Origin of the sequence: Paenibacillus taiwanensis DSM 18679 (assembly GCF_000425125.1) — a bacterium.
GTDB classification, from domain to species: domain Bacteria; phylum Bacillota; class Bacilli; order Paenibacillales; family Paenibacillaceae; genus Paenibacillus_B; species Paenibacillus_B taiwanensis.
In genome coordinates, this window is the sequence record NZ_AULE01000024.1 from 243,117 (window position 1) to 262,082 (window position 18,966).

The 18,966-nt window shown below is 45.5% G+C and carries 21 protein-coding genes; all 21 read left to right on the plus strand.

From position 1 onward, the window contains the following. Window positions 1-32: 32 nt before the first annotated feature. The 21 genes from H509_RS0105655 (at window position 33) to H509_RS0105755 (ending at window position 18,841) form a co-directional block, all read left to right on the plus strand. Window positions 33-686, plus strand: a complete 654-nt coding sequence (locus H509_RS0105655; protein WP_028544228.1) for a flagellar brake protein — start codon at window positions 33-35, stop codon at window positions 684-686. 84 nt (window positions 687-770) lie between these two features. After that, window positions 771-1,028, plus strand: a complete 258-nt coding sequence (locus H509_RS0105660; protein ID WP_028544229.1) for a hypothetical protein — start codon at window positions 771-773, stop codon at window positions 1,026-1,028. A gap of 162 nt (window positions 1,029-1,190) precedes the next feature. Continuing rightward, window positions 1,191-1,892, plus strand: a complete 702-nt coding sequence (cmk, locus tag H509_RS0105665) for a (d)CMP kinase (protein WP_028544230.1) — start codon at window positions 1,191-1,193, stop codon at window positions 1,890-1,892. 4 nt (window positions 1,893-1,896) lie between these two features. Beyond that, window positions 1,897-2,490: a lysophospholipid acyltransferase family protein gene (locus H509_RS0105670; protein WP_028544231.1), complete on the plus strand. Its 594-nt coding sequence runs from the start codon at window positions 1,897-1,899 to the stop codon at window positions 2,488-2,490. A gap of 119 nt (window positions 2,491-2,609) precedes the next feature. Next, window positions 2,610-3,842 carry a 30S ribosomal protein S1 gene (gene rpsA, locus H509_RS0105675; RefSeq protein WP_028544232.1) on the plus strand — a complete coding sequence of 411 codons (1,233 nt, stop codon included), beginning with the start codon at window positions 2,610-2,612 and terminating at the stop codon, window positions 3,840-3,842. Window positions 3,843-3,927: 85 nt separating this feature from the next. Further along, a complete protein-coding gene (locus H509_RS0105680) occupies window positions 3,928-4,542 on the plus strand; it encodes a hypothetical protein (protein WP_157277475.1) in 615 nt (204 codons plus the stop codon). A 71-nt stretch (window positions 4,543-4,613) separates the two neighbouring features. Beyond that, window positions 4,614-5,936 (plus strand): ribosome biogenesis GTPase Der, encoded by a 1,323-nt coding sequence (gene der / locus H509_RS0105685; RefSeq protein ID WP_028544234.1) that lies wholly within the window; start codon window positions 4,614-4,616, stop codon window positions 5,934-5,936. 12 nt (window positions 5,937-5,948) lie between these two features. After that, window positions 5,949-6,557 carry a glycerol-3-phosphate 1-O-acyltransferase PlsY gene (plsY, locus tag H509_RS0105690; protein ID WP_028544235.1) on the plus strand — a complete coding sequence of 203 codons (609 nt, stop codon included), beginning with the start codon at window positions 5,949-5,951 and terminating at the stop codon, window positions 6,555-6,557. Continuing rightward, window positions 6,547-7,578 (plus strand): NAD(P)H-dependent glycerol-3-phosphate dehydrogenase, encoded by a 1,032-nt coding sequence (locus tag H509_RS0105695; protein ID WP_028544236.1) that lies wholly within the window; start codon window positions 6,547-6,549, stop codon window positions 7,576-7,578. Before plsY ends, H509_RS0105695 begins: the two co-directional genes overlap by 11 nt. Window positions 7,579-7,647: 69 nt before the next feature. Next, window positions 7,648-7,926, plus strand: a complete 279-nt coding sequence (locus H509_RS0105700; protein WP_028544237.1) for a stage VI sporulation protein F — start codon at window positions 7,648-7,650, stop codon at window positions 7,924-7,926. 125 nt (window positions 7,927-8,051) lie between these two features. Further along, window positions 8,052-8,231 (plus strand): DUF2768 family protein, encoded by a 180-nt coding sequence (locus H509_RS0105705; protein ID WP_028544238.1) that lies wholly within the window; start codon window positions 8,052-8,054, stop codon window positions 8,229-8,231. 11 nt (window positions 8,232-8,242) lie between these two features. Continuing rightward, a complete protein-coding gene (locus tag H509_RS0105710) occupies window positions 8,243-8,542 on the plus strand; it encodes a 2Fe-2S iron-sulfur cluster-binding protein (protein ID WP_028544239.1) in 300 nt (99 codons plus the stop codon). 64 nt (window positions 8,543-8,606) lie between these two features. Beyond that, window positions 8,607-9,233, plus strand: a complete 627-nt coding sequence (locus H509_RS24370; protein ID WP_051286833.1) for a hypothetical protein — start codon at window positions 8,607-8,609, stop codon at window positions 9,231-9,233. Window positions 9,234-9,269: 36 nt separating this feature from the next. Beyond that, a complete protein-coding gene (locus tag H509_RS0105720; protein ID WP_051286834.1) occupies window positions 9,270-9,617 on the plus strand; it encodes a 2Fe-2S iron-sulfur cluster-binding protein in 348 nt (115 codons plus the stop codon). Then, a complete protein-coding gene (locus tag H509_RS0105725; protein WP_028544241.1) occupies window positions 9,611-10,351 on the plus strand; it encodes a hypothetical protein in 741 nt (246 codons plus the stop codon). Before H509_RS0105720 ends, H509_RS0105725 begins: the two co-directional genes overlap by 7 nt. Before the next feature lie 227 nt (window positions 10,352-10,578). Then, window positions 10,579-12,330, plus strand: coding sequence for a methyl-accepting chemotaxis protein (locus H509_RS0105730; protein WP_028544242.1), 1,752 nt, complete (start codon window positions 10,579-10,581; stop codon window positions 12,328-12,330). Window positions 12,331-12,745: 415 nt separating this feature from the next. Further along, window positions 12,746-14,224: a stage IV sporulation protein A gene (gene spoIVA / locus H509_RS0105735; protein ID WP_028544243.1), complete on the plus strand. Its 1,479-nt coding sequence runs from the start codon at window positions 12,746-12,748 to the stop codon at window positions 14,222-14,224. Between the two features lie 191 nt (window positions 14,225-14,415). Next, on the plus strand, window positions 14,416-14,700 hold the full coding sequence (locus H509_RS0105740; protein ID WP_028544244.1) for a hypothetical protein: 285 nt from the start codon (window positions 14,416-14,418) through the stop codon (window positions 14,698-14,700). A gap of 346 nt (window positions 14,701-15,046) precedes the next feature. Next, a complete protein-coding gene (locus H509_RS0105745) occupies window positions 15,047-16,177 on the plus strand; it encodes a sugar ABC transporter substrate-binding protein (RefSeq protein WP_028544245.1) in 1,131 nt (376 codons plus the stop codon). 158 nt (window positions 16,178-16,335) lie between these two features. After that, complete coding sequence (locus H509_RS0105750) at window positions 16,336-17,850, plus strand: sugar ABC transporter ATP-binding protein (RefSeq protein ID WP_036696471.1); 1,515 nt, start codon at window positions 16,336-16,338, stop codon at window positions 17,848-17,850. After that, window positions 17,840-18,841, plus strand: coding sequence for an ABC transporter permease (locus H509_RS0105755; RefSeq protein ID WP_028544247.1), 1,002 nt, complete (start codon window positions 17,840-17,842; stop codon window positions 18,839-18,841). The genes H509_RS0105750 and H509_RS0105755 overlap by 11 nt, the downstream gene beginning before the upstream one ends. Window positions 18,842-18,966: the final 125 nt, after the last annotated feature.

The following is an 18,966-nucleotide window of genomic DNA, read 5'->3' on the forward strand; positions in this document are numbered from 1 at the left end:
ATGCTATAATCGACAAGGGAGGGGAATCCTGAATGTCATTACGTGTAAATGATACGGTGTATATTTTGCCGAGTTCGGCAGGAGCAGATGAGCAAGAATATCGGGCTCGCGTTACCGAAATTGATGATTACAGTATATGGATCGAAATACCTTTGCAAGAAGGGACAGGACAATTTGCACGATTCACACTGGGTGAACAATTGGACGTTACTTATGTCCAGCCTGATGGTGTACGCTGTAACTTTATAACGAAGATGGTCGGTAACCGACATGAGAGCATTCGTATGCTGGCTTTAGTGAAGCCGCAACCCGATCAAATTACAAAGACACAGCGCCGTTCCTATTTGCGGGTACAAGCAGCACTAGAAATGGCAGTGCGAACCCCGGAAGGTATACAGAAAGTAGCACGAACCGAAGATATAAGCGGCGGGGGCGTGTCATTTGTGGCGGAACTGCAATGGGGATTGGAAGAGAGTCAACTATTGGATTGCTGGCTTGTCATTCCACCTAAGGCGGGGGCGGGCGATGTTGAACATGTGTCCTTCACAGCAAGTACAGTTCGAATTGAGCCCCGAGGAGATAAGCACTGTCTAGTTATGATGCAATTTGATCGTATCACAGATGTAGAACGACAGAAAATTATTCGCTACTGCTTTGAGCGTCAACTAGAGATGCGGAAACAATAGTTGATAAAGACGGATCACCATACATAGAAGTTCAGGGGATCAGCCACACTACTCATACCATTTATTGGCGTGAGGTGATAGGACGTGTCCCTTTTAAATGCGAATACAGGTACTTGTGGATCTGAGCCTCGTGAAGCTGCGCATCGTGATGAGGACGAATATAGAAGACGTTTTTTGTGTCGATGGGACAAAAGGTGTCGGCTATTGTTGCGAGCAGGTGCCGCCTGCGGTATTTTTTTGTTGCTGTTACAGCTACTGCTTCAGGTGCCACCGGTGCGGCAACTGATATGCCCAGTCGAAGAGCTGGAAGGTGTTAGAGTGGATCAGAATTTTACTCGATAAACCAATAAGATGTGCCATAATTTGTGTCGTAATGGTGATTGTGAATTTTGCATACCTTTTTCAGGTGTGGTATAATTTTCACGTCCGCAGGCATCGCCTGCTTTTTTCTTGAATGGGATTATACGCCTCCATTCAGAGTACAGAAGAGAGGAGACAGACCCGTTGAATGACTTGCAAGATCAGCATCAGAATCGAATCAACATTGCGATCGACGGGCCTGCTGGAGCGGGCAAGAGCACGGTTGCGAGACATGTTGCACGTGAGTTAGGATATATTTATATTGATACGGGTGCCATGTACCGCGCAGTCGCTTTACATATGCGTAGATTAGGGATCAAGCCGGAAGAAGCAGATCGTGCGCAACACGAGATGAATAACGTTGTCATTGAGCTTCAGCCTGGCATAGACGGTCAGCGTGTATTTTTGAATCATGAAGATGTTACGGATCTGATTCGTACAGCTGAAGTCAGTCAGCTAGCTTCGTCCTTTGCTCAGCTAGAAGGTGTTCGTTCCGAGCTTGTACGCATACAACGACTATTGTCAGCTAAGAAGGGCATCGTCATGGATGGAAGAGATATAGGGACATCAGTGCTTCCACAGGCCGAGATGAAGTGGTTCTTGACTGCTTCGGTGGAGGAGCGAGCCCGTCGCCGGCATGCCGAATGGCAGGGCCAGGAGAATGTTACGCTGGAACAACTGATGCATGACATTTCAGCACGCGATAAGCAAGATGAGACGCGCGCTATTTCACCGTTAAAGCAAGCTGCTGATGCGAACTTGTTGGATACCACACATTTAAACGTTGATCAGATCGTACAACTAATGGTGGAACAAGCCCGATTACGGATGGATGGTGAGCAATAACTTTATGTTTTATACGTTTTGCAGTGCGCTTCTGCGAGGAATTTATCGCTTATTGTTCCGCTTTGAAGCGAAGAACACCGAGTATGTGCCTGACACGGGCGGTGTTGTACTTTGCTCCAATCATATTAGTTTGCTAGATCCGCCAGCAATTGGTATTATGCTTAACCGGCGTGTACGCTTTATGGCCAAGGAAGAACTATTTAAGATTCCCTTGTTTGGACCTGCGATTGATGCGTTAGGTGCATTCCCTGTCAAGCGTGGTGGCGTTGGCAAGGAAACGATAAGAACAGCTTTTAAGCTGCTCCAAGACGGCGAGATTATGGGAATATTTCCAGAAGGCACCCGTAATATGGAGGGGGCTGTCGCCGCAAAGAAAGGTGCTGCTATGATTGCGCTTAAGAGTGGCGCAGCTGTTGTGCCTGTTGCAGTGTGTGGCAAGTATGGACTATTCCGCAAGACTAAAGTTGTTTATGGACCACCTATAGATATGAGTGACTTGCTAGAGCGTAAAGAAAGTAATATGCTTGAGCAAGCGACTGAACGCATCATGGATACGATTAATGCGATTATGCTTGAAGAGCAGCAAGGGCGTGCATGATTTTGAATCGTAAGTAAGATACTACATGTATTATTTGTAGGTTGTCCTTTCAATATGCGTTATGGACTCTGCACTAAGCAGGTTTCTATAAATGGGGTTTTAATCGAGGAGGTTATCACATGTCCGAAGAAACAAAAGTTAACGAGACTGTTGAAACAACAAACCAAGAAGCATTAGAAAATTTTGTTGCTCTTAAAAAAGGAGATACTGTCAAAGGCACGATTGTCAAAATTGACGATGATCAAGCTTATGTAAGCATCGGATATAAATACGACGGTATTATTCCTGTTCGTGAATTGTCATCTGTATCTGTAGACAAAGCATCTGAAGTTGTACAGATCGGTCAAGAGGTCGAAGCTAAAGTTGTAAGCGTCGACGATAATAAAGAGCGCTTGGTACTGTCCAAACGTCAAGTAGACAGTGGATCGGCTTGGGAGACTATGCAGAAGCACTTCGAAGACCAGGATGTGTTCGAAGTATCTGTTGCAGAAGTCGTTAAAGGCGGCATCGTGGCTGATGTAGGCGTACGTGCATTTATCCCTGCTTCTATGGTTGAACGCCATTTTGTAGAAGACTTTAGCGATTATAAAGGCCGCACGCTTCGTGTCAAAGTAAAAGAAATCGACCGTGAGAACAACAAATTGATTCTTTCCCAGAAAGACGTGCTTGATGCTGAGTTTGAAAGCAATAAGCAGCGTGTGATGGAAGGCCTTAAAGAAGGTCAAGAGTTGGAAGGTACAGTTCAACGTTTGACACAATTTGGTGCTTTCGTTGATGTAGGCGGCGTAGACGGTCTTGTTCACGTCTCCGAATTGGCATGGCAGCATGTTGAGAAGCCTGCTGACGTTGTTCAAGAAGGCCAGCAAGTGAAAGTTAAGGTACTTAAAGTTGATCCTGCTAACGGTAAGATCAGCCTCAGCCTTAAAGCTACTCAACCAGGTCCTTGGGATCAATCGGCTGAGAAGATTAAAATTGGTGATATCATTACAGGTACGGTCAAACGTCTTGTAAACTTTGGTGCTTTTGTAGAAGTAGCAGCTGGTGTAGAGGGTCTTGTTCATATTTCCCAAATCTCACACCGTCACATTGCAACACCATTTGAAGTGCTGAAAGAAGGTCAGGAAGTTCAAGTAAAAGTGCTTGACTTCAGTCCTGCTGAAAAACGCGTTAGCTTGAGCATTAAAGAGACAGAGGAAGCTCCTGAAGCTCCAACGCCTTCTCCGAAATCTGACAAGCGCTCCGAAAAGAAATTCAAAGAAGAGCTAAACAACCCGAACGTATCGCTCAGCAACCAGAGCATGAGCTTTACACTTGCTGAACGCTTCGGTGACAAGCTTAACAAATTAAAATAAAGTTTTATAATCGGCGGACTCCTTGTGAGTCCGCCGATTATTTTTGCCTTCATTTCAAATACTAACTTGGAATGGGGGAATTAGGGTGATGATACTGCCTGGCATCTTATCAACGATAATAGCCATCTGCTTATTAATTTTATTGTTCACGGGATGGAAAGAACTGCTTTTTCCGAATGTTTCTCAAGTTGTTGTGCTAGGATTAATTGTGCTGTGGATGCTGGCAGCAGGCAGGACATTAACAATTGGCATGGTTACTGTTGATCTTGCTTGGCTTCTCTGGATCGTGATGGGATTAGGATGCATGCTCTATGTTATTGTGCAGAGCAAAGAAATGTCACAAACGCTGCTGTTGGTCGGACATATCGGAGTATTAGCAGCCTTACTGCTGATGACCAAGCTGAATGTATTATCTGGATACGGGCTGCTGCTGAAGCTGCCGGATTGGTCGGTGAGCTTATTTTTAGGCTGCGCCGCAGGCTTTACTGGATGCTCTGTCATCCGACAATGGGCGGTAATTACACTCAGTCTTGCAATCGGAGAATATTTGGTAGCTGTAAAAGCGATCGGCGCTGTGCAGATTGTTTTGGGGGCTTTGTCTACCTTTGACGAATGGTGGATTGCGTTTGTCGTATCTAGGATGTGTGTATTGTTATTAGAGGTTTTGCGTCGTTTTGTATATGTTCAAGGGAGAGAATAGTTAGCCAAGCCGCCGTTTTTTTGATATGATGTTCTACGTGTATATGTTTGAGTAGATGAGGAGTGAACTGCATGGCAAAACCCGTTGTTGCCATAGTCGGGCGACCGAACGTCGGGAAGTCCACCATTTTTAACCGCGTCATCGGTGACCGATTGGCAATTGTGGAAGATAAGCCTGGCGTAACACGAGATCGTATTTACGGTTCGGGCGAATGGAACGGGAAGCCGTTCAGCATTATTGATACGGGCGGAATTGAGATTGATGGCGAGGATGAAATCCTGCGCTCCATTCGTGCTCAAGCTGAACTGGCCATTGAAGAAGCGGATGTTATCGTGTTTATGTGCGATGCGAAAGCTGGTATGACCCAATCGGATGAAGAAGTTGCTCAAATTTTGTTCCGTTCTGGAAAGCCAGTAATCGTTGCTGTCAATAAAGTGGACAATTTGAATCGTATGGATGACATTTATGAGTTTTATGGTTTGGGCTTTGGTGATCCCATTCCGATCTCAGGTTCTCATGGTACAGGCATCGGCGACCTGCTCGATGAGATGGTGAAGAATCTTCCTGAACCAACAGAAGATATGTATGAAGATGACGTTATTAAGGTTGCGCTTATCGGGCGGCCAAACGTTGGGAAGTCGTCACTAGTGAACGCGATTCTTGGTGAGGATCGTGTCATTGTCAGTGACATTGCAGGGACAACTCGTGATGCGATTGATACTCCGTTTGAGAAGGACGGCCAGAAGTACGTCATTATTGATACGGCTGGTATGCGTAAACGCGGCAAAGTGTATGAGACTACGGAGAAATACAGTGTTATGCGCGCCTTAAAGGCCATTGAACGCGCTGACGTGGTATTGGTCGTCATTAACGGTGAAGAAGGTATCATTGAGCAGGACAAGCATATTGCCGGATATGCGCATGAAGCAGGTAAGGCGGCATTGTTTGTGGTGAACAAGTGGGATGTTGTCGAGAAAGATGATAAGACGATGCATCAGTTCGAACAAACGATCCGTGATCATTTCTTATTTATGCCATATGCGCCAGTTGTGTTCCTGTCAGCGAAAACGAAGCAGCGGTTGCAGAAGTTGCTGCCTGTCATTCAACACGTGGCGCAACAGCATGCGAAGCGTATTCCTACGCATTTGCTGAATGATGTTATTTCCGATGCGGTGGCTTACAATCCACCACCTACGGATAAGGGCAAGCGTCTACGTATTAACTATGTGACGCAGGTTGCGGTCAAGCCTCCTACAATTGTTGTTTTTGTTAACGACCCTGAGCTGATGCATTTTTCATATGAGCGCTATATGGAGAATCGAATTCGTGCATCGTTTGACTTTGAAGGTACACCTATACGTTTATTCACGCGACGGAAATCAGACGAGAGTTAGGAGCGAGCGGAAGTGGCGATTATCGCAATTCTTGGTAGTTATTTGCTCGGATCTATAAGCTTTAGTGTCTTAATAGCGAAATGGCTGCGCGGCATTGATATACGACATCATGGAAGCGGTAATGCAGGCGCGACCAATACGCTGCGTATTCTTGGCAAGGGCCCAGCTATCGGCGTGCTGCTGCTTGACGCGCTGAAGGGAATAGTAGCAGTGCTGATCGGACATATGGTGTCCGATGCAAGCTGGGTAGCTGTAGCTTGCGGAATCGCAGCTATTGTAGGGCACAATTGGCCCGTATTTTTCCGCTTCCGTGGGGGGAAAGGGATTGCCACAACGATTGGTGTCCTCGCTATGCTGGCGTTTTTCCCTGCGCTGATTGCAGGAATTGTTGCCATTGCAATGATCATCTGGAAGCGTTATGTCTCATTAGGATCGTTGATTTTCACAGGTCTTACACCTGTGTTTATTTTGCTGTTCAGAATGGATATTAGCATTTTTGTGGGAAGCTTATTATTGTGTGTATTTGCATTCTACCGACATCGCACCAACATTATAAAGCTGGTGAAGGGGACGGAGAATCGACTCGGCTCAAGTAAGGGAGGATTGCCACGTGTCCGTTAAAGTAGCTGTATTTGTAGCAGGCAGCTGGGGAACGGCATTAAGTCAAGTACTTGCGGATAACGGAAACGAGGTAGTGGTCTGGACTCGAAATGAAGCACAAGCACTAGAAATTAATGAGCGGCATTCGAACGAGAAATATTTGCCAGGAGTATCCTTGCATGCAGGGATACGTGCGACAACTTCAATGGAAGCGGCAATGAACGGTGCAGCAGCTTGTATTATTGTTGCGCCTTCTGCTGCTATGCGACAGGTAGCAGCTCAGATGAAGCCTTTCTGGACGGATGATATGATTGCAATCCATGCGACCAAAGGATTCGAGACGGAGACACTAGAACGTATGTCGCAAGTCATTGAAGAGGAATTGTTATGTGGTGAAGATCGGATTGCTGTATTATCTGGTCCAAGCCATGCTGAAGAAGTGGTTCGTCAATGTCCAACTACAGTGGTGATTGCTTCTACTTCTATCCAGACTGCGGAACGTGCTCAGGATTTATTTATGAATGAATCCTATTTCCGTGTTTATACCAACACAGATGTGCTTGGTGTCGAACTTGCAGGTGCACTCAAAAATATTATTGCGCTTGGAGCTGGATTATCGGATGGTCTTGGCTTTGGCGATAATGCTAAAGCAGCCTTGCTTACCCGCGGGCTAGCGGAAATTGCGCGTCTCGGTGTAGAAATGGGGGCCAATACGGTCACATTTGCTGGGCTGGCTGGTGTTGGCGACTTGGTCGTCACATGTACGAGCACACATAGCCGGAACTGGCGCGCAGGTTCAATGATCGGCCAAGGTATTCCAATTCCAGAAGTGCTGGAACGTATGGGCATGGTTGTAGAAGGTATTCGTACAACCAAGGCCGCTTTCAAGCTTTCCGATCAATACCATGTGCAAATGCCAATTACGGAACAACTGCATCATGTATTGTTTGAAGGACTTGATCCCAAGACGGCTGTTGAGAGCTTAATGGGTCGAGTTCGAAAAAATGAGATCGAAGAAGTAGCCAAATCAAACTGGACGTAACATGCGCCTCACCTCTGTACGATTCTGTTCATACACTATACGGAAGTACAGACCCTAGGGAGGAACGACATGACGAACAACAAAATTCCGAAAGATGCGTTAAGTGCCATCAACAAAAAGGCAGGCAAAAACATCACGGAGAGTCAGATCAAGAAGGTAGCTAGTACGGTTAAGCCTTCAACAGTTGAGAGCGAAGCCCAGCTCCGTCAATTGATTAAGCAGGTAGCCAAAATGGCCAATTTGCCTGTGTCAGAATCAACCGTAACCGATATTGTAAATACGGTAAGGAAGAGCGGCATGAACGCAAACAGTATGGAAGCGCTTATGAAATTGATGATGAAGAAGTAGCCGCTGGCTATTCTAGGAAATGACCAAGACGACAAGACATGCATAAAATGCGTGTCTTGTCGTCTTTTGTTTCATGCACCCCGATGGTATAATGGGATGATATTGGAAGAATGGGAGACATGCACATGGACAGTATGACAAAGATGTGGGTATCTTTTATCGGTCTCGGTTTAATGGCGTTATCCGCTATTATTGTCATGTTTGCACGTTACAAGACAAAAGGCTGGATTAAAGGCATTCTCACTTTTGTCGCATTTATCTTATTGCTGGCAGGTATGTTATACGGCTTTATTTCAATAGTCTAAGGAGTGACAGGATGGCAACGTTGCAACTAAAGGGACGTACATTGGAAGCGAGTATGCCGGTTCGGACAGGCGTCACATTGCTGCAGGCAGCTATGGAACTGAAGCTTGACTGGAGTTTTAACTGTTCTCGCGGGTCCTGCGCACGGTGTAGATGTTTGGTGGAAGAAGGTGCCGAACTGCTTAATGATGTCACAGATGCAGAATGGGAGCGAATGGATGAAGCCGAGTTCGAACAAGGATTTCGTTTAGGCTGTCAAGCTGTAATTGAAGTGGAAGGTCCTATCCGAGCATCTAATAAGCCTTATTTTTAGCCTGTTTTATGACAACTTAGAGCATTCATATACTTAATATCGGACGTGTTAGGAGTATTGCATAATGAATGAGATGAAGCTGCCACCTTCAATCGAGGGTGCTTTATTATGGTTAAAGGCACAAGACATACACAACACAAGATGGCTGCTCGGCGGAAGCTGCAGCTTGCTTCTGCAAGGCGTAGAATTGGATCGGCTACCGCGTGACATCGATATTTATGCAGACACAAAGCATGCGGAACAATTGCACACCTTCTGGCTAACATGTTCAATCGATACGCCACAATGGAACGAATCGCCTATATATCGATCTTTACTTAGTCATTATTCATGCGACCATAACGCGATTGAACTTGTGGGGGAGTTTAGTGTACGTACAGATTGGTGTACGTATCAGACGGTTATTAGCGATGTGTTATGGAACCAGCGTATTCAGAAGCATTCAGGTAAGGTTATGCTGAATTTAACACCATTATCGCATGAGCTTGTATTTAATGTGCTGCGCGACAGATCGGATCGTGTGGTGACCATTGCCGAGTCCATAAACCGCAACCCAATGCAGCATGTGGATGCGATGAAAGCGGTGCTAGGACAATGTAAGCCTAATCACATGATACAGAGGAAGTTGATAGCACAAGTTCCTGTGCTGATGGAACTGGTGAGCAGTTGCAGGGCGTTAAACTCTAAATGAGGTTTGGATCTGACGTGAGGGGAAATGAGGAGGATTATGCGACGAGTTACGTTTATGCCTGATAATAGAACGACAGAAGCTAAGTCGGGTGTGACGCTGCTAGATGTGGCAAGATCAAGCCGTGTTAGCATACGAACTCGGTGCGAGGGCAAAGCAGGCTGCCTGATGTGCAAGGTGCAAGTTACAGGTGAGGGGATATCGGCACCGACCGCAGCAGAGCGGCAGAAGCTTGGTATTGAGGCATCTACGGGATTGCGGCTGGCATGTCAAGCGAAGGTAGCTTCATCAGGTGGTTGTGACCTTATTGTAACCATACCAGAAGACCCCTTAAAGGCAGCAGTTCGTCGACAATTGCAGCAGCAGGAGGATGACAACTTATGGTGAAAGTAAGTTTAAATCACCCTCGGATGAGAGTGGTTCTGATGACTGTATTGTTTAGTATTATGCTGCAAGGATGCTTATATCCGAAAGAAATGCGCAAGGCAAATCAAGCTCCAGCTAAAGAAGGAGTAATGCTTGTTCAGCACGCAGTAGATGAATACCAGAAGAAACAAGCTTTGCTTCCGCTTCAGAATGCGGATGCGGACACACCGCGTTACGAGAAGTTTAAAGTGGACTTTGAAGCTTTGCGAGCGAGTGAATTGTTAAGCACGGTGCCTGCGAATGCTTTTGAGAATGGGGGAACGGGTGTATACCTCATTCTCGATGAGGAGACGACTCCACTCATTCGTATTATGGATCTGAACACTGCACAACGAGTAAACGATTTGCAGCGTTTAAGTGACAAGTACAAAGCTAGAACAGGCCACATCCCAAAGGGTGAGAAGCTCTATCCTGGATTTTACAGTATACAGGTAACAGATATTGGAGCACGTCACATTGATGTCAGCAGTCCATACAGCGGAGAGCCATTCGTATTTATGATCGATGATTCAGGCAAGGTGTATGCGGATTATACAGCTGATCTGATGCAAGCAGCAGCGCGTGCGGGCAATCAAGCCCAATTGTCGGCTACAGAAGATATTCGACCGCTTTTAACAGAGCAAGGCTTGTATGTTCCAGTGAAGTCAGCGAAGTATGTGTGGCGTAAGAATAGCCCCGTACCCGTTTTGGAATAATACGATAAGGGATACATTCTTTACCTTCACTCCTAATAAAGGGCGTCCAGCAGAAGCTGGGCGTCTTTTTCGTGTTTAACAGATGTTCAAAAATGAGAAAAAGATTAAAATTTAAAAATGATGAGTTTTGCTCTTAAAAAAAAGCCTGCTGATGTCGATAAAGAAGAGCGTAATCTAACGTCATGTACCTCATTAAAAATAAAAATCGGATAGGAGAGAAAGTCTGCATGAAAAACATGAGTGTTATGGTAAGGCTCATTTTGATGGTTGCAATTTTGGTCGTACTTATGACTAGTATACATACAATCATGAGTTATCAAGATAGCAAAAATCAGTTTACAAGCAAGATCGAGTCCGTACATCAGTCGCTACTCCAGCAAATAATGATTGAGGATGACAATATCGTTAAAATAGAAGATCGACTTTATCGGGCGGACGCCAATTCATACATCGTTGGAGATGAGATGTCTTGGATTCATGAAAATTTAAACAGCATGCTGCGGAAGGACTTTATAAATAACGCCTATTTGCTTTCACCTAATGGCGAACAAAAGAATGGGGTTGTACAGACTAAAATATTAAATGCCAATAAATCTTTTGCTGCGTTAGGCCACACGCCTGGTTCCATATATGAATTGCCCCCTGCATTAACAACTGCCTACGAAAAAGTGCTGGTCGCAGGAAATACATTCAGCACTAGTGATAAATATACGGAGGGTGAGGATACATGGATAACGATATTGGCACCTATCAAGGAAAAGGATAAAGTGAAAGCAATATTTGCTGTTGATTTTAATAGTGAATATATTGATAAAGAGCTTAATTCTATATTTTGGAAAAATATCGCTATCGGTGGAGTTATCGGTATCGTGTTTGTTGCCATTATGTTATTTGCCGTTAGGAGAGTTATTTTACCGCTTAAAGCATTGGTAAAGGTGACTCAAGCCGCTGCCGGAGGCGATCTTACTGTATCCTTGGACGTGTCCCAAAAGGATGAGGTCGGATTGTTAGCGGTAAGCGTTAATACGATGGTCAAGGACATTCAGCGATTAGTGTCCAATGTGAAACAGACAACGGATGAAGTGACGGACTCCTCAGCTCAATTAGTCGAAGTAGCGGATGAATCGTCACGTTCTGCGCAACGAATCGCAGAGGCAATGTCTCAAGTCTCCCTTGGGGCGACTTCCCAGTTAAAGGGGGCGGAAGAGAGCACGATTGCAATGAATGAAATTGCGATTGGTATTCAGCGAATCGCGGAATCTACCTATCACATTTCAACCTTGAGTGAAAGTGCGTCGTCAGCGGCTCGATCGGGAGATGAATATACGCAGGAAACGATGCGCCAAATGGATCAAATTTATTTATCGGTAACGGAGTCCACTACTTTAAGCCGAGAACTGACCAAGCATACCGCTGAAATGGAACAGGTTGTTGCTTTAATTGCTAACATTGCAGAGCAGACAAACTTGCTTGCGTTGAACGCTTCAATTGAAGCGGCTAGAGCAGGAGAGCATGGGCGTGGATTTGGTGTGGTAGCGTCAGAGGTGCGGAAGCTGGCAGAGCAAACGAGAGCGTCAACGGAACAAATATCTAGTACGCTGCAAACATTTGTTCAAGGGATGAAGGATTTGGCTGGTTCAATGGAAATAAGCGCCGAGTCAGTAGAGAAGGGCAGCGAAGTTGTTAAAATAGCTAGTGAGAGCTTCCAGCAGCTTTTAAGCCACGTGAATGAAGTGAATGAGCAGGTACAAGAGGTGTCAGCGGTGTCCCAACAAATATCCGCAGGAAGTGAAGAGGTAGCGGCTTCCGTTGATAATTTGTCTCAAATTGCAGAAACAAGTGCACGTAATGCCGATGAAGTCCAGACCGATTCGATGCAACAAATGGCCATTGTACAGCAGTTAACACGTTCTGCGGATAAGCTGCGGCAGGACATGATGCAGCTTCAAGGTGAGCTTCAGAAATTTAAGCTGTCTTAAACAAGAGTTGAAGCAAGGACCTCGACTCCCTTTTTTAGGGGATGCTGAGGTTCTTTTGTGTATGCAGGGGGCTACACATATGTAGTAGGTATAAAAATAGTCTAATCCACATATATCTGTGCAGGAAGGCAATGGATACGTGCCATTTAAGAGACGAGATTGGGAATTGCGTTGGCGGATCTTTAAAAAAAGTTTGTCCAGTCGTCATATTTGGTCCGCTTTCTCAATATGATGATATTAGTCCAAAGCATGTACGAGTTGCGTCGCAATGCATATGTACGACGTTCTAACTCGGCGGCGACACTGGCGACAACGGCAACAGCTCTAATCTAGCAACGGTGCCAATCGTTTCTGAGGGACGTGAGGCGGATGTTGTCTTCATGTCCGTCGGGAATTATTTGAGGAGGGGATATCATTGGAGAAAGTGGACATTTTTAAGGACATTGCCGAGCGTACCGGCGGGGATATTTACCTCGGGGTCGTTGGTGCGGTCCGCACGGGGAAGTCGACATTTATTAAACGCTTTATGGAAACGGTGGTTCTGCCTCACATTACGAACGAGTCTGACAGAATCCGCGCCGTGGATGAGCTTCCGCAAAGCGCAGCCGGTAAGACAATAATGACGACAGAACCGAAGTTCGTTCCGAACAACGCTGTTCAAATCCAAGTAGCAGAAGGTCTTGAGGTAAACGTAAGACTCGTAGACTGTGTCGGCTATGCGGTCGCAGGCGCCAAAGGATACGAAGATGACAACGGTCCGCGTATGATTAATACACCTTGGTTTGAAGAGCCGATTCCATTTCAGGAAGCGGCGGAAATTGGAACGCGTAAAGTTATTCAGGAGCATTCTACACTAGGTGTTGTTGTGACAACAGATGGCACAATTGCTGAAATACCACGCAGCTCTTACGTAGAATCAGAAGAACGAGTCATTAATGAGCTGAAAGAAGTTGGAAAGCCATTTGTGCTTGTTATTAACTCGACGCGGCCTAAAAGTGAAGAGGTGCAGGCGCTCCGCAGTGAGCTTCAAGAAAAATATGATATTCCGGTCATGGCGGTCAGCGCCGCTACGATGGGTGAAGAAGATGTGATGGGAGTTCTGAGAGAGGTATTGTACGAATTCCCAGTTCATGAGGTCAACGTAAATTTACCAAGCTGGGTAATGGTGTTAAACGATCAACATTGGCTCCGTTCTAGTTACGAGAACTCTGTTCGCGATACGGTTAAAGATATTCGTCGCTTGCGAGACGTGGACCGTGTAGTACAGCAGTTTTTAGAATATGAATTTATTGCTCGAGCAGGTCTGAGCGGTATGAATATGGGGCAAGGTGTTGCGGAAATTGATTTGTATGCACCTGATGAGCTGTATGATCAAATATTGATGGAAGTTGTTGGTGTTGAAATTCGCGGCAAAGACCATTTGCTGCAATTGATGCAGGAATTCTCTCATGCCAAGCGTGAATACGATCGTTTTGCCGGAGCGCTTGAGATGGTGAAAACGACCGGTTACGGTATCGCTGCGCCAACCTTGACAGAGATGGCACTGGATGAGCCAGAATTGATTCGACAAGGCTCTCGATTCGGACTACGCCTGAAGGCAACAGCACCTTCTATTCATATGATTCGAGTCGATGTGGAATCGGAGTTTGCACCGATCATTGGAACAGAGAAACAGAGCGAAGAGCTGATGAGATACTTAATGCAGGACTTTGAGAATGATCCTACGAAGATTTGGGAATCCGACATATTCGGACGCTCCTTACATTCGATAGTCCGCGAAGGTATTCAGGGCAAAATTGCGATGATGCCTGACAATGCGCGTTACAAGCTGCAGGAAACTCTTGGCCGCATCATTAACGAAGGCTCAGGCGGGTTAATTGCGATTATTTTGTAGGCGCTAAAATATGGTGTGTAAAAGCTCGTTCGAGCAGGCCTCGTGGTCTGCACCGAATGAGCTTTTTTATGGATTACATTTGTTCAACCTCCAAGCAAAAACAGCTAATGTGCAAATGCTCATTTTAGGGTATGATAAATAATGATGAGGCAGGGGTTTAACCTTGAGAATGTAAAAAGAGAGGGATAGGCATGAGTTTACACATCGAGCAAGCTGCTTTGAAGCAGATCGCAGAGAATGAATTTACAGGCAACGTCATCTTCAAGTTGGAAGGATTTCATTATCCGTATGAGATCTCGTTTTTCAGCAAGAACGGTCGTGACTGGGATTACAGCTTGCATTTTACGTCACAATCAGGTGACGAGGACGAATATACGAAGTTGGACGAGCGTCTTGAACAGGACGATGAACTGTTTGACGCGCTGCTGGATGCTGCACTTCAATCACATGAAGATGCAGAACAACCGAAGTCATAGCGCTTGCTATTTTCTGTTTCATGCGAGTTAATCGTGATGGAACAGCATGGCATAGACAACGGAAATAACTTTATAACAATAAGCGGATCTAAACTGCGACCCGTCAGCTGGACACTTTGAGAATAAGTGCCTCTGACGGGTTTTTTGTATGTAAATCATAAAAAAACGAGTGAATGAAAGCGGTTTATAAATGAAAATGAGCAATTTATTTTCAAAAAAATATATTTATTTTCAATAAACCGATTTACATACTCGGAATTAACGTATATATTATTGCTTAATGATTCGTGAGGTAAATGATGGATGTCATAATCAGACTGTACAGGAACTAGAGGGGGACATGAGGATGAAGACACAACAGATGGAAAGCACGAAGCGTGGAAAAGGGATTATGATGACGATGCTGCTAATGATGGCGCTGCTTGTGAGCGCATGCGGCGTGAAGACAGCTGGTGAGCCGAACGTTACCGGTAGTTCAAGTGAAGGCAGCACTGTTGCAGTTGAAACGAAACAGTCAGATGCAGTCGATTTGAAAGGCAAACGAATTGCACTCGTGATGGAGTTTAACACAGGAACCTTTTCCCAACAGTATTTAGAAGGCGTCAAGGAAGAGGTAGCCCGTTTTGGGGGAGAATTAACGACTTTTGTTGCAGAAAACGATAAAGCAAAGATGGCTTCACAATTGGATATGGCAGTGAACCAGAAGTTTGATGGCATTTTAACAGATCACGGCAGTCCTGATTCGCTTATTTCAGGCGTTAACAAAGCACTTGCACAAAAAACACCAGTTGTTGCGTTTGACGCTTTGTTGGACATCCCTGGTGTAACCGTGCTAGAGCAGGGAGATCAAAAGATGGCGGAGATGACGCTAGAGCAGCTGGCGCAAGATATTGGCGGGAAAGGCAACATCGTAAAGGTATGGGTTGCGGGTTATGCGCCAATGGAACGGCGTCAACTGGCTTATAAGGCATTTCTGGACAAATATCCCGATATTAAGGAAGTAGCTGCATTTGGTTCAGTGACAAGCAACACCGCGTTGGATACACAAGCCAAGATGGAAGCGATTCTGAAGCAATATCCGAAGAAAGGCGATATCGCTGCGGTATGGACCGCGTATGATGAATTTGCTAAAGGGGCAGCACGTGCTATCCAGCAGGCGGGGCGTACAGATATTAAGGTTTATGGGATTGATATGAGTGATGAAGATTTGCAAATGATACAAGACAAAAACAATCCGTGGGTTGGCTCGGCAGCTGTAGATCCAAAAGATATCGGTCGCATTCAGGTACGGTACTTGTATCAGCAGCTGCATGGAGAGAAGCCAGAGGCAAAGGTTGTTTTGGAGCCCGTATTTGTGAAACGTGAAGATTTACCAACAGATAAGCAGGTATCAACTACTGAGCTCGGTCAATATGTAAAGGGCTGGAGCGGTAGTCAACAAGGCGAACAAGACTGGATGAGTGCATACAAGAAATGATCAATTGAGTCTGTAGATGAGCTACTACATGTAAACAAAGGCGTGAGCGAATGGGAATTAAGCTAACAAGAAGCAAGTTTGCAGCTATACAGGCCGAACATGAGCGTGATAGGAAGACGGGAGACGCTGTTAGGAGCGTGTCCCGTTCCTTGCTTCGTATGAGCGGTATAGGGAAGTCGTTTAACGGTAACCAAGCCTTGCATCAAGTGGAGTTTGTCGCATATGGCGGCGAAATTCATGCGTTACTTGGCGCAAATGGCGCGGGTAAAAGCACTTTAATGAAAATATTATCGGGAGCCTACAGCTTGGATGAAGGAATGATTGAATTAAACGATCAAGCTATTCACCTTCATACACCTGCTGATGCCAAGCGAATAGGCATTCATTGTGTGTATCAGGAAGTTGATACGGCGCTAATACCACAATTATCGGTAGCGGAAAATGTCATGCTGGACCGCCTGTCCTATGGCACACATTCATGGTGGGTGAAGCCCTCCTCCATTCGAATGGAGGCAGAACGGGCGTGTCAGGAACTCGGTGTAGCGCTGCCGTTACATAAAAAAGTGGGTGAGTTGTCGCTTGCAGAGAAACAGATGGTATTAATCGCCAGAACACTGGTCGAACAAGCCAAAGTAGTTATTTTCGATGAACCTACTGCACCGCTTAGTCAAGAAGAAGCAGAGACGCTATTTAGAGTCATGCGCACGATGCGTGATCGGGGGATCATCGTGATTTTTATTACCCATCGGCTGCCTGAAGTGTTTGCAGAATGTGATCGGGTAACCGTGATGCGAGACGGTAGACTTGTATACCAGGAATTAACGAAAAGTAGCACTCAAGCTCGTATCGTTCACGAAATGTTAGGGAAGACGTTCGAAGAAGAGTTTCCGAAGGCAGAGGCAGAGATCGGAAATGTAGTACTGGAAGTAAGCGGCCTTCGCTTGGGCAACAAAGTGCAGGGAGTAGACTTGTCGGTTAAGGCTGGCGAGATCGTCGCTATCGTTGGGCTGGTGGGTGCCGGCAAGACGGAATGCGCTCGTCTAATAGGAGGCGCAGATCAACCAGAAGCGGGGCAATTTATGATCAGAGGCCACGAGGTTAGCTTTAAAGGGCCTGCACAAGCGTTATCAGTGGGGATCGTCCACATTCCAGAGGAACGGCGCAAACAAGGCATTTTTGTCCATGAATCTGTAAGGGCGAATCTGAGTCTGCCGTTACTGCATAAGTTCACACGATTTGGACATATCTCTCGTAACGTCGAACAACAGTGGAGCAGTACAGTTGTCGAACGTTTGGGGATTAAGACGGCTTCTGTCGAGAGTGAAGTCAAGTATTTAAGTGGGGGCAACCAGCAGAAAGTATCAATCGGAAAATGGATAGAAACATCAGCAGCTGTTTATGTGTTTGATGAACCTACCAAAGGGGTTGATATCGGAGCTAAAGGGGACATTTTTCGTATTATTGGTCAACTTGCACAGCAGGGAAAAAGTATCCTTTATTTTACATGTGAGTTTTCCGAAGCATGTGGCATAGCAGATCGTATCATCGTCATGTGCGATGGGAAGTTCGTCAAGCAGTTTGAGCGGGGAGAAGTTACGCAGGAACAACTGCTATTTTATGCAAGTGCTGGCAGGGAGGAGAACAGCAAACATGAACATGGACATCAAAGATAAGCTGTTGCTTTTTTTGTTTCGTTATGGCGCAATTATCGTCATTATGGGCGTTATCGCCTTTTTCACAGTGAGATTGGAATATTTTTTTACAGGTTCGAATATTGCTGATATTTTACGTTCTATTTCAATTGTTACATTTGTGGCGATTGGTGTCACATTTTCGCTTATTGTGGATGGATTTGATCTCTCAGTGGGATCAACCGTTTCGCTGACAACGGTAGTGACTGCTGCAATGATGATTTGGTATGAAATGCCGCTGGCAGTTGTTATACTCGCACCAATCTTGATAGGTGCTGCTATCGGACTATTAAATGCCTTATTTATCGTGAAATTCAGAATTCCGGATCTGCTCGCGACGTTAGCGGTTATGTACATCATTGCTGGTATACACAAAACGTATACGAAGGGGTATTCCATTTATAATCATATGCAGTTTCAAGACGGAACCAAGGCGCCTGGCAAGATGTCAGATACCTTTTTGCTCATAGGGCAGGGTGAGTTTTACATTGGAAGTTTCTCGATCCCGATCCCCGTTCTGCTCATGATTGTTGCTGTAATAGCCGCACATGTGCTGCTTGCTTATACCCGTTTTGGGAGACAAATGTATGTGACAGGGGGCAATGAAGAAGCCGCAAGGTTGTCAGGTATTCGAGTCAAGCGTATACGTACATGGGCATATGTCTTGTCTGGAGTTTGCGCCGCTATTGGAGGAATTTTGTATGCGTCACGGGTAGGTACCGGTCAAATTGATGCAGGTGCTCCGTTGTTGATGGAGGCTGTAGCAGCTGTGTTTGTAGGCTTTTCAGTATTAGGCGCGGGCAAGCCGAACATTTTAGGTACGTTTGTAGGCTCTGTGCTGATTGGTGTGCTTGTTAACGGGCTCACGATGATGAATCTGCAATATTACACACATGACATCGTCAAAGGGACTGTGCTGATTATGGCCTTGGCGGTCACATTTTATGTAGTTCAAAGGTCGCGTAAAGCTTAATGTATTCTTAAAAGAGCAGGAATGCCCTTGCATTTGTGAATCGTGTATATTACTATAAATTTGTTCCAATTAGCGGAATATGCCATCAAGAATAAGATATCGCATATTCAGATGTATAAATTGTC